We start from the raw sequence: 13,773 nt of genomic DNA, 5'->3' as shown, positions 1-13,773 counted from the left end.
TCGTTCCTGGTGCTTACTGGTTGCCGCAGGTGGACACGGCGGGCGTGTCCAGCCAGGGCAGGTCGTGACCCATCCGGTCCCGCTTGGTGCGCAGGTAGCGGAGGTTGTGCTCGCCGGCCTGGACGGGCATCGGCTCGCGGCCGGTGACCTCGATGCCGTGGCGCAGCAACGCGTCGCTCTTGTCGGGGTTGTTGGTCATCAGGCGGACGGCGCGCACCCCGAGGTCCTTGAGGATCTGCGCGCCGGCGCCGTAGTCGCGGGCGTCGGCGGGCAGGCCGAGTTCGAGGTTGGCGTCGAGCGTGTCGCGGCCGCGCTCCTGGAGTTCGTAGGCGCGCAGCTTGGACATCAGTCCGATGCCGCGGCCCTCGTGGCCGCGCAGATAGACCACCACGCCGCGGCCCTCCCGCTGGATGCGGTCCAGGGAGGCGTCCAGCTGGGGGCCGCAGTCGCAGCGCAGGGAGCCGAAGACGTCGCCGGTCAGGCACTCGGAGTGGACCCGGACCAGGACGTCGCGGCCGTCGCCGATCTCGCCGTGGACGAGGGCGACGTGCTCGACGCCGTCGACGGTGGAGCGGTAGCCGTACGCGGTGAACGTGCCGTGCGCGGTGGGCAGGCGGACCTCGGCCTCGCGGCGGACGGTGGGCTCGCTGCTCCTGCGGTAGGCGATCAGGTCCTCGATGGAGATGATCGTCAGGCCGTGCTTGCGGGCGAAGACGACCAGCTCGGGCAGGCGCAGCATCCGGCCGTCCTCGCCGGCGATCTCCACGATGGCGCCGGCCGGGCGCAGCCCCGCGAGCCGGGCGAGGTCGACGGCGGCCTCGGTGTGGCCGTCGCGGACGAGCACGCCGCCGCTGCGGGCGCGCAGCGGGAAGACGTGGCCCGGGCGGACCAGGTCGGTGGGCTCGGCCGTGCCGCTCGCCAGCAGCTGGAGGGTGGTGGCGCGGTCGGCGGCGGAGATGCCGGTGGTGACGCCGTGCGCGGCGGAGGCGTCGACGGAGACCGTGAAGGCGGTCTTCATGGACTCGGTGTTCTGCTCCACCATCTGCGGGAGCCGGAGCCGGTCCAGTTCCTCGCCCTCCATGGGGGCGCAGATCAGGCCGCGGCACTCGCTCATCATGAACGCGACGATCTCGGGGGTCGCCTTCTCGGCGGCGATGACGAGGTCGCCCTCGTTCTCCCGGTCCTCGTCGTCGACGACCACGACCGGGCGGCCGGCGGCGATGTCCGCGACGGCCTGCTCGATCGGGTCGAGCGCGAAGTCCTCGACGTTGTCGGAGCTGTAGAGGATGGGTGCCGCAGTCATGCGGGCGCTCCTTCCGGGACGGGCCGCGCGGCCTTGCGCGAGCGCAGCCACCAGTCGCGCATGCCCCACAGGACGAGCGCGCCGTAGAGGACGTAGACGAAGCCGGAGAAGGCGAAGCCGTTGGCGAAGTTGAGCGGGACGCCGACGGCGTCGACGAGCAGCCAGGCGAACCAGAACTCGACCATGCCGCGGGCCTGGGCGTACATGGCGACGATGGTGCCGACGAATATGTAGGCGTCCGGCCAGGGGTCCCAGGACAGGGACGGGTAGGCCTTGAAGAGGGCGGCGACGGCGAGGGTGCCGACGGCGGCGGCGCCGAGCAGCACGGCGCGTTCGCGCCAGGTGGCGAAGCGTACGGCGATGTGGCCGTCCTCGCCCCGGCCCTTGCCGCGGTTCCACTGCCACCAGCCGTAGACCGCGACGACCATGACGACGATCTGCTTGCCGGCGCTGCCGGAGAGGTGGGCGGTGGAGAAGGCGGCGAAGAGGATCAGGCCGGACAGGAACTGGGTGGGCCAGCTCCATATGGAGCGCCGCCAGCCGAACGCCAGGCCGATCAGGCCGATGACGTTGCCGATCATGTCGGACCACTTGATCTGCTGGCCGAGGACGGTGAAGGCCTCGGAGTTGAGCCAGTTCACTCGCCGGCCTCCCGCGCTGCGTCACCGGTCGGCCGCGCGCGGTCGCCGAGCAGGCGCTCGACGTACTTGGCGACGACGTCCACTTCGAGGTTGACCGGGTCGCCGGCCTTCTTGAGGCCGAGCGTGGTCAGGGCGAGGGTGGTGGGGATGAGGCTGACCGTGAAGTGGTCGGCGCCGGCCTCGACGACGGTGAGGCTGATGCCGTCGACCGTGATGGAGCCCTTCTCCACGACGTAGCGCGCGAGGTCGGCCGGCAGCGAGATCTTCACGATCTCCCAGTGCTCGGAGGGGGTGCGCTCCAGGATCGTCCCGGTGCCGTCGACGTGGCCCTGGACGATGTGGCCGCCGAGGCGGGCGCCCACGGCGGTGGGGCGTTCGAGGTTGACCCGGGAGCCGACGGCGAGGACGCCGAGGCTGGAGCGTTTGAGGGTCTCCGCCATGACGTCGGCGGTGAACTCGTCGCCCTCGTGCTCGACGACGGTGAGACAGACCCCGTTCACGGCGATGGAGTCGCCGTGCTGCGCGCCCTGGGTCACGACGGGGCCGCGGAGCCGGAAGCGGGCGGCGTCGCCGAGGTTCTCGACGGCGGTGACCTCACCCAGCTCTTCGACGATTCCGGTGAACACTTCCCGGGTCCTCCTGCCTCTTCGGGCACGGACTCCGGGGCTGTCGATGACGACAGAGAACACGGACGACAAGCACTCGGGGCGACGCCGGACGGGGCCCCGCCCGTGAGGGCGAGCCCGAGGACGGCGGCGCGCACAGGTGCATGCTCGCCCGCCGCGCACTGCCTCCCATCCGGACTTTAACCGTCGGTCCAGGAATTTCACCTGGTCAACCGGCCGCTGGAAGCGACCGGGTCGCGGACTGTAACCGCCGGTTCGGACTTTCACCGACCCCGGAGTGCGCTGCTACTGGTACAGCCCCAGTGTGCCACGGCCGCAAGGCGTCGATCCGGACGATCGGTGTGGGCTCGCTCACAGAGCGCAGCTTCGCAAGGGGCCGGCGGTCCCGGGCCGCACAACGGCTGGACCGGGCCGCACAACGGCTGAAAAGGTCCGGCGGCGGGCAAGGGCCGTCGTCACCGCCGCCGGACCGGTCTGTGCAGAAGTCAGACCCTAAAAGGACTAGACCAGCTGGGTCAACAGGTCCGTACCGGCCGGAAGTCAGCGGCCCCGGCCGCGGCTCGGGGCCGCCGCGCGGGTGCGGGTGCGGACCGCCGTGAAGGGGGCCAAGCTGTAGCTTCGTACGCCGCGGACGTTCCAGCGGGGACGCCGCTGTCCGGAGGGAGCAGCATGAGCACGATCCTGGTGACCGGCGGCACCGGAACGCTCGGCCGCCTCGTCGCCGAGCGGCTGCGCGCGGACGGACACGAGGTACGGGTGCTCAGCCGGCACAGCCGCCCCTACGCCGTCGATCTGCGCGAGGGCGGCCCCGCGCTGGACGAGGCCGTGGCGGGCGCGGACACGGTCGTGCACTGCGCGAGTTCGCCGCGGGGCGGCGACGAGGAGGCGGCCGGCCATCTGATCGCGGCGGCGCGCAGGGCCGGGGTCGCCCATCTCGCCTGCGTCTCCATCGTGGGCGTCGACCGGGTGCCGTTCGGCTACTACCAGACGAAGCACGCGGTGGAGCGGCTGGTCGTGGAGTCGGGACTGGGCTGGACACTGCTGCGCGCCACGCAGTTCCACGACCTGCTGGTGGACCTCTTCGAGCGGCTGGCCAAGCCGCCGGTCATGCTGCTCCCGGCCGCGGTGGGCGACCAGCCGGTGGAGGTGGCCGAGGTCGCGGACCGGCTGGCGGAGCTGGCGGTGGGTGCGCCCGCGGGCCGGGTCCCCGACCTGGGCGGCCCCGAGGTGCGCTCCCTGGAGTCCCTCGCCCGCGCCTATCTGCGGGCCGTCGGCCGGCGCCGCCCGATCCTCAACCTGCCGCTCCCGGGCCGGGCGTACCGGAGCTTCCGCGAGGGCGGGCACCTCGCTCCGCGCCGGGCGGTGGGGAAGCGGACGTTCGAGGAGTTCCTGACGGCGCGTTTCGGACCGGCACTGGAGAGGTGAGGGCACCGCGGGCTTGGTGACGGGGCGCGGGAGGGGTCGGGGCGGGACCTGGTGCGGCGCCGGGGGCCGGATCCTGCCGGGGTCCGGAGCCTGCCGGGGTCCGGAGCCTGCTGTGGATCCTGCCGCGGTCCGGAGCATGAGGGTCGGGACCTGGTTCGATGCCCCGGTCCGGAGCATGAGGGTCGGAGGCCGAGGTCGGGGGCCGGTCTCCGTCGGGTGAGGCCCTGAACTGACGGCGACGGCATGCCCGACCCCGGGGGCGGCGTGGGACCCCGGCGGGCGGCGTACCCGCAGGCCCGGGCGGCATGGCCAGCCCGGCGGGCGACTTGCCCTCAGGCTCGGGCGACATGCCCGACCCGGCGAGCGGCGTCCCCGCACGCTCGGCCGACATGCCCAGCCCGGCGAGCGGCGTGCCCGCAGGCTCGGGCGACATGCCCGACTCGGCGGGCGGCGTCCCCGCACGCTCGGGCGACATACCCGGCCCGGCGGGCGGCGTACCCGCACGCTCAGGCGGCGTGCCCGCACCGGCTCCGTCCGTCTACCCGCTCGAGCGGCCCCCGCCGCCCTGGCCCGGCGGGGCGAACAGTTCGTCCTGGGCGCGGTCCCGCGCCGTGATCAGCGCCCCGCGCAGCACCGCGCCGCCGCCGAGCGCGCCCGGCCGTACCTCCAGGGGCAGCGGCGACATCCGCCGGACGCGGTCGGCGACCCGCCCGGCGAGCGCCTCGCCGCCGGCCTGGCCGACCTCGCCGCCGAGGACCACGCACCCGGGGTCCAGCACGGCGACGACGGAGGCGGCGCCGAGGGCGACGCGGTCGGCGAGGTCGTCCAGGAAGGACGCGGCCCGGGCGGTGTCCGCGGCGGCCGCCCGGCGGACCAGCTCCGCCGCCGACGCGCCGGTCAGCCCGTGCGCGCGGGCGAGTTCGGTGACCGCCGCCGCGCCGGCCAGGGAGTGGAAGCCGCCCGTGCAGTCGGTGGCCGAGGGCAGGCCGCCGGTGCCCGGGACGGGCAGGAAGCCGATCTCGCCGGTGCCGCCGGACGCGCCGCGGCGCAGCGCGCCGTCCAGGACGACGGCCGCGCCGGTGCCGTGGCCGAGCCAGAGCAGGACGAAGGTGTCGCGCCCCCGGGCGGCGCCGTCGCGCTGCTCGGCCAGCGCGGCGAGGTTGGTCTCGTTCTCCACGATGACGGCCGCGCGCGGCAGGCGTTCCTGGAGGGCGGCCACCAGGCGGCGGTGCCACTCGGGCAGGCCCGTGGAGTCGCGCAGTTCGCCGGTGACCGGGTCGATCAGGCCGGGCGCGCCGATGGCGACGGTGTGCAGCCGCTCCGCCCCACCCTCCTTGGCCGCCCGCTCCACCAGGGTGACGGACTGCTCCACCGCGACTCCGGTGCCGGTGTCGCCGCCGACGGGCGCGGAGGCCTCGGCCAGTTCCCGGCCCAGCAGATCGGTGACGGTGACGGTCACGCTCTCGGTGCGCACGTCGAGGGCGGCCAGGTGGGCGCGGTCGGCGACGATGCCGTACAGCCGTGCGTTCGGGCCGCGCCGCTGCTCGCCGGACTCCCCCACCACGGTGATCAGCCCGGAGACGGTCAGGCGCTCCACGAGGTCGGCGACGGTCGGTCGGGACAGACCGGTGAGCTGCTTCAACTGCCCTGCCGTCAACGGTCCTTCCTGCTGCAGCAGGCGCAGGGCAAGCCGGTCGTTGATGGCCCGGGCGGTGCTCGGGGATGCGGGTGCGGGCATGCCGGGAATCCTCCCAGATCGGCGGGCCGCGCCGGGCGGCCGCAATTCCCCTATCCATCAGGAAGGGTCCCTGATAGTTTACGTCGCGTTCAGCACGCCGGCCGTCTCCCCGGAGCGGCCCAGCGTCCAGGAGGGGCCGGAGAATGACAGCGGTGGTCTACGAACAGCGCGAGGTGCGGCGCGCCCGGTACGCCGTGGCGGCCGTGTTCGCCGTGCACGGCGCCGTCACCGGATCGTTCGCGACCCGGGTGCCGTGGATCCAGGACCACGCCTCGGTCAGCGCCGGCCAGCTGGGGCTCGCACTGGCGTTCCCCGCGCTCGGCGCGTCCCTCGCGATGCCGCTGGCGGGCCGGGTCAGCCACCGCTTCGGCGCCCGTGCCGCGCTGCGCGGCCTGCTCGCCCTGTGGACGCTGTCGCTGGTCCTGCCCGCCCTCTCCCCCAACCTGCCGATCCTCTGCCTGGCCCTGTTCGTCTACGGCGCCTCGGCGGGGATGTCGGACGTCGCGATGAACGCCCTCGGCGTGGAGGTGGAGAACCGGCTCGGCCGCTCGATCATGTCCGGGCTGCACGGCATGTGGAGCGCGGGCGCCCTGATCGGCTCGGCGGCCGGCACGCTGGCCGCGCACCTGGGCGCGGACGCCCGCCTCCACCACGTCCTGGCGGCCGGGGTGCTGACCCTGCTGGGGCAGGTGGCCTGCTCCTGGGTCCTGGACCTCCAGCCGGCCGAGGACGAGGAGCCGCCGCCGCGGTTCGCGCTGCCGCCGAAGTCGGCGCTGCTGATCGGCGCGATCGGGTTCTGCGCGGTGTTCGCGGAGGGCGCGAGCCTGGACTGGTCGGCGGTGTACCTGCGCCACCAGCTGGACACCTCGGCGGGGCTGGCCGCGGCCTGCACCACGGGCTTCACCCTCACCATGGCCGTCGCCCGGATCGCGGGCGACCGGGTGGTGGACCGGTTCGGGTCGGTGCGCACGGTGCGCTCCGGCGGCGTGCTGGCCGTGCTCGGCGGGCTGCTGGTCGTCCTGGCGGGCCATCCGGCGGTGGCGATGACCGGGTTCGCGCTGATGGGCCTCGGCATCGCGGTCGTCGTACCGCTGTGCTTCGCGGCGGCCGGGCGCAGCGGCCCGAACCCCAGTCAGGCCATCGCCGGTGTCGCGACCATCACGTACACCTCCGGGCTGGTCGCGCCGAGCGCGATCGGCGGGCTCGCCGAGGCGACCAGCCTGGTGGTGTCGTTCGGGCTGGTGACCGTGCTGGCGTGCGGGCTCGCCGCGTTCGCCGGGGTGCTGCGGGCGGGCGACCGGGACCGCCCGAAGGTCACTCCGCCGGCCGCAGCAGTTCCCGGCCCGCGGTCCTGAACCGCTCGCTCCACGGGGCGGGCCGCAGCGTCGCGGAGTCCAGCCGGACCAGCACGCGTGTGCCGTGCGCGTACGTCACCGCGCCGTCGGCCGAGCAGAACCGGAAGCCGTACGTCAGCCCCGTGGTGCCGAGCCGTTCCAGCCACAGGTGGACGGCGTACTCACCCGGCCGGGTCACCGGGGCGTCGTAGGTGATGCGCAGTTCCTTGACCGCGTTGCAGGCGTCCCCGGCGGCGGCCCAGTCGCCCTCGAAGCGGAAGCCGTGCCCGCTCCACAGCTCGGACCAGGCGCGTTCCACCAGCAGCGGATAGCGCGCGTTGTGCAGCAGGCCGAGCGCGTCCAGGTCGTCGAAGTGCACGTCGACGGGGATCAGCCGGCCGTACGTCAGGGCGGGGACGGCGGGGGCTTCGACGGTCACGGCGGTGCTCCTGGGGTGCGGTGGGGCGGTGGTACGCCACCCATCCTAAGCGGTCGCTCAGAGGGGCTTTCGAACGGAGCATCGCCCGGCACCCCCGACAATGGTTTTCGGACACCTCACGTACAGAGAAAGCGAAACCCCACCATGGACCTCGGCGTGCGCTGGAAACTGCACGGTGACGGGCGCACGCCCGCACCCGGAGCGGTGGTCCGGCCCGACGAACGGCTCTCCTGGCCCCGCACGGTCGGGCTCGGCGCCCAGCACGTCGTGGCCATGTTCGGCGCCTCCTTCGTGGCCCCCGTGCTCATGGGCCTCGACCCCAACCTCGCGATCATGATGTCCGGCGTCGCGACGGTGATCTTCCTGCTCGCCACCCGCGGCCGGGTCCCCAGCTACCTGGGTTGCTCGCTGTCGTTCGTGGGCGTCGCCGCGGTGATCCGGGCGCAGGGCGGCACCAGCGCGACCGTGACCGGTGCGGTGTTCGTCGTCGGCGCGGTGCTGTTCCTGATCGGGCTCGCCGTCCAGCGGTTCGGGGCGCGGATCATCCACGCCGCGATGCCGCCGGTCGTCACCGGCGCGGTGGTGATGCTGATCGGCTTCAACCTCGCCCCGGTGACCGCCTCCACCTACTGGCCGCAGGACCAGTGGACGGCGCTGCTGGTGATGCTGTTCACCGGGCTGGCCGTCGTCTGCCTGCGCGGCTTCTGGTCGCGCATCGCGATCTTCCTCGGCCTGGTCTTCGGGTACGCCCTGTCCTGGGCCCTCGACCGGGTCTTCGGCCAGATCCACTCCGTGGACGGGTCCGGCAAGCTCACCGACCACTGGCGCCTGGACCTGTCCGGGGTCGGCAAGGCCGACTGGATCGGGCTGCCGACCTTCCACGGGCCGGCCTTCCACTGGTCGGCGATCCTGGTGGCGCTGCCCGTGGTGATCGCGCTGGTCGCGGAGAACGCCGGGCATGTGAAGGCGGTCGGCGAGATGACCGGCGACCCGCTGGACGACAAGCTCGGCACCGCCATCTCGGCGGACGGCGTCGCCTCGATGCTGTCCACGGCGGTGGGCGGGCCGCCCAACACCACGTACTCCGAGAACATCGGCGTGATGGCCGCCACGCGCGTGTACTCCACCGCCGCGTACTGGGCCGCCGCCGGCTTCGCGCTCTTGTTCGGGCTGTGCCCGAAGTTCGGCGCGGTCGTCGCCGCGATCCCCGGCGGCGTCCTCGGCGGCATCACCGTCATCCTGTACGGCATGATCGGCCTGCTCGGCGCGCAGATCTGGCTCAACGCCAAGGTGGACCTGCGCAATCCGCTGAACCTGGTGCCGGCCGCCGCGGGCATCATCATCGGCGTCGGCAACGTCAGCATGAAGTTCACCGACACGTTCTCGCTGAGCGGTATCGCCCTCGGCACGATCGTCGTCATCACCGGCTACCACGCGCTGCGCGCCTTCGCGCCCGCGCACCTGAAGAAGCAGGAGCCGCTGCTGGACGAGGGCACGTCGTCGTACGACGCGGAGGAACGGGCCTAGCGGTCCGCTCCGTCCCCCCGCCCGCCCGATCCGGTCGCGTGAAGGGCCGGTCGGCCGGGCGGTGTCCGGACGGGCGGGGATTCGCCCGTTCTGGGGAAGCGGCGGGGCCGTTGGGCGTCCGGGCGGGGCGGGGCTGGGACGCTGCCCCCATGGGGCAATCGGCACGACTCACCCGCCGCCCGGACACCGTGGACGCGGCCCTCGCGCGGATGCGCGCGCTGGCCGGCGCGCTGCCGGAGCGGGACGGGATCGCGGTCTTCAACCGCGTCTACCTCGCCGTCACCGAGGCCGTCGACCACCGTCTGGCCGCGGGGCGGTTCGCCGATCCGCGCGCCGCCGCGACGCTGGACGTGCGGTTCGCCGAGCGGTACCTCGCCGCCGTGGACGCGGCGGCCGACGGCCGCCGCCCGCCCGCCTGCTGGCGGCCGTTGTTCCAGTTCCGCCGCCATCCCGGCGTCCGCCCGCTGCAGTTCGCGCTGGCCGGCGTCAACGCGCACATCGGCCACGACCTGGCCCTCGCCGTCGTGGACGCCTGCGACGCCCTGGAGTGCGAACCGGCGGACCTGGAGAGCGACTTCGACCGCGTCGGCGATCTCCTGGCCGCGCTGGAGGAGCGGGTCCGCGAGGAGCTGATGCCGGGTCCCGACCTGCTCCAGCTCGCCGATCCGCTGACCCATCTGCTGGGCGCCTGGAGCCTGGAGCGGGCCCGGGAGGCCGCCTGGTCGACCGCGCGGGCGCTGTGGGCGCTGCGCCGGCTGCCGGACGTGGCCGAGGAGTTCACCGAGCGGCTGGACGCGGCGGTCGGCTTCGCCGGGCGCATGATGCTCACCCCGCTGCCGCACTGACTTCACCGACCTCGCGCACCCGCCGGGAAATCCGGCCGGGCACCTCGGAACTCCGCGTGATCACTGTACGTTGTCCGGTGGACACCGACGATCACGAAGGAGCACACCGGCATGGCGACACGGCTGGGACTGGGTCTCCCGCAGAACCGTCAGTACGACCTCGGCAAGGACGTGCCCGAGGTGGCCCGCGCCGCCGAGCGCATCGGCTACGACAGCCTCTGGGTGTACGAGCGCGCCCTGTTCCCGGAGCCCGCCACCCAGGGCCTGTACGGCATCGAGGGCCTGCCCTGGCCCGACGCGTACCGGCATGTCGCCGACCCGCTCGTCACGCTCACCCTGGCCGCCGCGGCCACCGAGCGGGTGAGCCTCGGCAGCAGCGTGCTCGTCGCGCCGCTGCACCAGCCCTTCCAGCTCGCCAAGTCCCTCGCCTCGCTGGACGCGGCCAGCGGCGGCCGGGTGCTGGCCGGCTTCGGCACCGGCTGGTCCCTGGACGAGTACGCGGCCTCGGGCATCCGGCCGATCAAGGAGCGCGGCCGGGTGCTGGACGAGGTGATCGACGTCTGCCGCGCGGTGTGGGGCCCGGACCCGGTGCGCTACAGGGGCGAGATCACCACGATCGACTCGGCCGCGGTCGGCCCCAAGCCCGCCCGGCCCATCCCGATCCTGCTGGCCGCCGGCACCGGGAAGGCGCGCGAGCGGCTGGTCGAGCACGCCGACGGCTGGCTGCCGACCGCCTCCGGTGTGGAGCAGGTCGCCGACCAGTGGCACGCGCTCCAGGACCTGGCCGCCGAGCGCGGCCGGCAGCAGCCGATCCGCACCGTGCTCCGGGTCAACGCCCGCTACTCGGCCAAGGCCCACGAGGGCGACGGCCGGCGGCCCTTCCACGGGGACGCCGAGCAGATCGTGGCGGACGTCCTGCCCTACGCGGAACTCGGCCTGGAGGAGGTCCTGATCGATCTGCAGAGCACGACGCGCGACGCCGGGGAACTGACGGACGTCGCCGCCGAGGTGTACGCGACGGCGCGGGCGGCCGGACTGTGACCGCCCGCGGCCGGCGTCAGTCCTCGGGGAGTTCGACGGGGGCGATCTCGTCGTAGACGTCGCCCGGGCCGGGGTTGGTGGCGTCGGTGCTCCCGCCGAAGTGGTGCATCACGCCCCACACCGCGTTCAGCGCGGTCTGCACGGCGCCCTCGGCCCAGCCCGCAGTCCAGGAGATGTCGTCGCCGGCCAGGAAGATGCCCCGCTTGTCCTCGGGCAGCCGGTCCTGCATGAAGTGCGTGAACAGGCGCCGCTGGTAGCGGTAGTGGCCGGGCAGGTTGGCCTTGAACGCGCCCATGAAGTAGGGCTCGTTCTCCCAGGACACCGTCACCGGGTTGCCGATGATGTGCTTCCTGATGTCGACCTTCGGATAGATCTCGCCGAGCGACTTCAGCATGACCTCCATCCGCTCGTTCGCGGACAGCGGCAGCCACTTCAGGCTGTCGTCGCACCAGGTGTAGGAGAGGCAGATGACGGCGGGCTTGTCCGGCCCGTCGTCCAGCAGGTACGTGCCGCGGGTCATCCGGTCGGTCAGCGTCATCGACATGACGTCCCGGCCGGTCTCCTCGTCCTTGTCCAGCCAGAACGGCCGGTCCACCGGCACGAACAGCTTGCTGGACTCCATGTAGTGGGTGCGCTCGATCGCCGTCCAGTGGTCGATCGGGAACAGCTCGTCGTCGCACTGGATCTTGGACAGCAGCATCCAGGACTGCGCGGTGAAGATCGCCGCCCGGTAGGTGCGGATGTCGCCGCTCGCGTCCGTCACGGTGATCCGGTTGCCCGCGGTGCGGTGCAGCCGGGTCACGGCCGGGCGCGGCTCGCCGTCCACGTGCAGCGACTTCAGCGAGGTGCCGTAGGGCCAGTGGACGATCTTCTCCGGCTCGCGCTCCCACAGGCGCAGCGGCAGTTGCTGGGAGCCGCCGACGATGCCGCGGTGGTGGTCGTCGGCCTCGGTGTAGACGACGCGCAGGATCTCCAGGATGGAGTTCGGGAAGTCGGTGTCCCAGCCGCCGGTGCCGAAGCCGACCTGGCCGAAGATCTCGCGGTGCCGGAAGGACTTGAACGCCTCGGAGTCGCAGAGGAAGCCGTAGAAGGTCTGGTTGTCGAGCTTCTCGACCAGCTTCGCCCAGATCTCGCGGATGCGCGGGACGTCCCGCTCGCGCATGGCGCGGTTCATGTCGGAGAAGTCGGCGCCCTCCTCCAGGCAGCGGTTCCAGGCGTCGGCGACGTCCCGGTAGACCTGCGGCAGGTCGTCGATCGTCTCGGCGTAGTGCGACTCGCCCTTGAGGTCCACGACGGTCGAGGGGGTGGTCTCGGCCAGCGGGTTGGGGAAGGGGCGGGTGGTGAGGCCGACCAGGTCGATGTAGTGCTGGAGGGCGGTGGAGGACGGCGGGAAGCGCATCGCGCCCATCTCGGCGGTCAGCGACTCGTCGCAGCCCTCGAAACCGACGGTGCGCAGCCGGCCGCCGATGCGGTCGGCCTCGTAGACGACGGGCTTCAGGCCCATCTTCATCAGCTCGTAGGCGGCGACGATGCCGGACAGGCCGCCGCCGATGACCGCCACCTCGGCGCCGAACTCGGTCGCGGGTATCTGGCCGAGGCCGGCCGGGTGGGCGAGGAAGTCGTCGTAGGCGTAGGGGAAGTCCGGGCCGAACATGGTGATCGGCGGCTGCTGCTCGTCGGCGTGCTCGACGGCGTTGGGCACCGTGGACGTCATGGGGTGCGGACTCCTTGCGCGGGAAGAACGGGGTGCGGGCTGGGGGAGGTTCAGACGAGGGACCCGTACAGGCCGGGGCGGCGGTCGGTGAGGTACGGGTTGGCCTCGCGGGAGGCGGCCAGGAAGGCCGGGTCCACGTCGGCGAGGATCAGCTCCTCGTCGCGGCCGGCGCGGGCGCGGGCGACGCCGTCGGGGCCGGCCAGCGCGGACAGCCCGGTGAACTCGAACTCGCCCTCGCGGCCGGTGCGGTTGGCGTACGCGACGTACATCTGGTTCTCGAAGGCGCGCACCGGTACGACGGATTCGGCGACGAACTGGTACGGGTGCATCAGCGCCGTCGGGACGAGGAGGAGGTCGGTGCCGGCCAGGGCGTGGCCGCGCACGTTCTCCGGGAACTCCACGTCGTAGCAGATCAGCAGGCCGACGGTCAGGCCGTTCAGCTCGGCCTGGACGACCGGCTGCCCGCCCGGGGTGAAGTGGCGCTGCTCGAAGCCGCCGAAGAGGTGGGTCTTGCGGTGGTTGGCGAGGCGGGCGCCGTCGGCGGAGATCAGCTGGGCGGAGTTGAAGACGGCCTCGCCGGCGCGCTCCGGGTAGCCGTAGGCGACCGCGAGGCCGTGCCGCATCGCCAGCTCGGCGATCGCGTCGGCGGCCTCGCCGTCGGCGGGTTCGGCGAGGCGGGCGATGTCGTCGCCGATGGCGTAGCCGGTGAGGAACATCTCGGGGGCGAGGAGGAGGGCTGCGCCCGCGGCGGCGGCGCGGGCGGCGGCGTCGTCGAGGACCTTGAGGTTCTCGGCGACGGAGCCGGGGCGGCCGGAGCTCTGGAGCAGGGCGGTGCGCATGGGTTCCTCACGGTGAGGGGTCTTCTCGGGGGGCGGTTAGACGGTACGGGTGGGTGGATGGGGGGTACAAGCGGTCGGCGTTGCGTGGGAGTGGGGGGTTTGTTGCGTGGGGTGGGGGGTGTACGGCGATTCGTTGCGTGTCGTGAGTTCGGTGTGCGGGTGGGGGGTCGCGGCGCGGGCTTTGGCCCCCCCCCCCCCCCCCCCCGGCCACGGAAAGGGGCCCCCCCCCGGGGCCCCCCCCCCGCCCCCCCCCCCCCTGCCCCCCCCCCCCCCCCCCCCCCGCCCCCCCCAAAGGGGCCCC

12 protein-coding genes and 1 riboswitch are annotated in these 13,773 nt (G+C 73.4%); of the genes, 5 read left to right on the top strand and 7 right to left on the bottom strand.

What is annotated here, in order from left to right; all coding sequences use genetic code 11:
* Positions 1-13 precede the first annotated feature (13 nt).
* Genes K7787_RS19725 through K7787_RS19715 form a run of 3 tightly spaced genes read right to left on the bottom strand, consistent with a single transcriptional unit; the run spans position 14 to position 2,570 of the window.
* Entirely contained in the window at positions 14-1,303 is a 1,290-nt protein-coding gene (locus K7787_RS19725) for a bifunctional 3,4-dihydroxy-2-butanone-4-phosphate synthase/GTP cyclohydrolase II (RefSeq protein ID WP_009187567.1), read from the bottom strand.
* Complete coding sequence (locus tag K7787_RS19720; protein WP_223002389.1) at positions 1,300-1,944, bottom strand: nicotinamide mononucleotide transporter family protein; 645 nt, start codon at positions 1,942-1,944, stop codon at positions 1,300-1,302. Before K7787_RS19720 ends, K7787_RS19725 begins: the two co-directional genes overlap by 4 nt.
* Positions 1,941-2,570 carry a riboflavin synthase gene (locus K7787_RS19715; RefSeq protein WP_169435814.1) on the bottom strand — a complete coding sequence of 210 codons (630 nt, stop codon included), beginning with the start codon at positions 2,568-2,570 and terminating at the stop codon, positions 1,941-1,943. The genes K7787_RS19720 and K7787_RS19715 overlap by 4 nt, the downstream gene beginning before the upstream one ends.
* A gap of 154 nt (positions 2,571-2,724) precedes the next feature.
* A riboswitch (FMN riboswitch) is annotated at positions 2,725-2,855 on the bottom strand.
* Positions 2,856-3,239: 384 nt separating this feature from the next.
* On the opposite strand from K7787_RS19715, the gene K7787_RS19710 reads away from it, so the two are divergent.
* A complete protein-coding gene (locus K7787_RS19710; protein ID WP_223002388.1) occupies positions 3,240-3,995 on the top strand; it encodes an SDR family oxidoreductase in 756 nt (251 codons plus the stop codon).
* Between the two features lie 538 nt (positions 3,996-4,533).
* On the opposite strand, the gene K7787_RS19705 is transcribed toward K7787_RS19710, so the two are convergent.
* Entirely contained in the window at positions 4,534-5,733 is a 1,200-nt protein-coding gene (locus tag K7787_RS19705) for an ROK family transcriptional regulator (protein ID WP_223002387.1), read from the bottom strand.
* Positions 5,734-5,876: 143 nt separating this feature from the next.
* Here K7787_RS19705 and K7787_RS19700 point away from each other — a divergent pair, with 143 nt between their 5' ends.
* Positions 5,877-7,088 (top strand): MFS transporter, encoded by a 1,212-nt coding sequence (locus K7787_RS19700; RefSeq protein ID WP_223002386.1) that lies wholly within the window; start codon positions 5,877-5,879, stop codon positions 7,086-7,088.
* On the opposite strand, the gene K7787_RS19695 is transcribed toward K7787_RS19700, so the two are convergent.
* A complete protein-coding gene (locus K7787_RS19695; RefSeq protein ID WP_164391940.1) occupies positions 7,048-7,506 on the bottom strand; it encodes a thioesterase family protein in 459 nt (152 codons plus the stop codon). The genes K7787_RS19700 and K7787_RS19695 overlap by 41 nt on opposite strands.
* Before the next feature lie 144 nt (positions 7,507-7,650).
* Between K7787_RS19695 and K7787_RS19690 the strand changes: the two genes are divergently transcribed.
* The 3 genes from K7787_RS19690 (at position 7,651) to K7787_RS19680 (ending at position 10,919) form a co-directional block, all read left to right on the top strand.
* Positions 7,651-9,033: a uracil-xanthine permease family protein gene (locus K7787_RS19690; protein ID WP_164391938.1), complete on the top strand. Its 1,383-nt coding sequence runs from the start codon at positions 7,651-7,653 to the stop codon at positions 9,031-9,033.
* A 149-nt stretch (positions 9,034-9,182) separates the two neighbouring features.
* Positions 9,183-9,878 carry a DUF5995 family protein gene (locus tag K7787_RS19685; RefSeq protein ID WP_169435819.1) on the top strand — a complete coding sequence of 232 codons (696 nt, stop codon included), beginning with the start codon at positions 9,183-9,185 and terminating at the stop codon, positions 9,876-9,878.
* Between the two features lie 111 nt (positions 9,879-9,989).
* Positions 9,990-10,919, top strand: coding sequence for an LLM class F420-dependent oxidoreductase (locus tag K7787_RS19680; RefSeq protein ID WP_223002385.1), 930 nt, complete (start codon positions 9,990-9,992; stop codon positions 10,917-10,919).
* Between the two features lie 16 nt (positions 10,920-10,935).
* On the opposite strand, the gene K7787_RS19675 is transcribed toward K7787_RS19680, so the two are convergent.
* Positions 10,936-12,633, bottom strand: coding sequence for a flavin monoamine oxidase family protein (locus K7787_RS19675; RefSeq protein WP_019983900.1), 1,698 nt, complete (start codon positions 12,631-12,633; stop codon positions 10,936-10,938).
* A gap of 50 nt (positions 12,634-12,683) precedes the next feature.
* On the bottom strand, positions 12,684-13,472 hold the full coding sequence (locus tag K7787_RS19670) for a carbon-nitrogen hydrolase family protein (protein WP_009187578.1): 789 nt from the start codon (positions 13,470-13,472) through the stop codon (positions 12,684-12,686).
* Positions 13,473-13,773 lie beyond the last annotated feature (301 nt).

Source organism: Streptomyces sennicomposti, from assembly GCF_019890635.1.
GTDB lineage: Bacteria > Actinomycetota > Actinomycetes > Streptomycetales > Streptomycetaceae > Streptomyces > Streptomyces sennicomposti.
The sequence above is the reverse complement of the archived record's forward strand: the minus strand, read 5'-3'. Positions and strand labels throughout refer to the sequence as shown.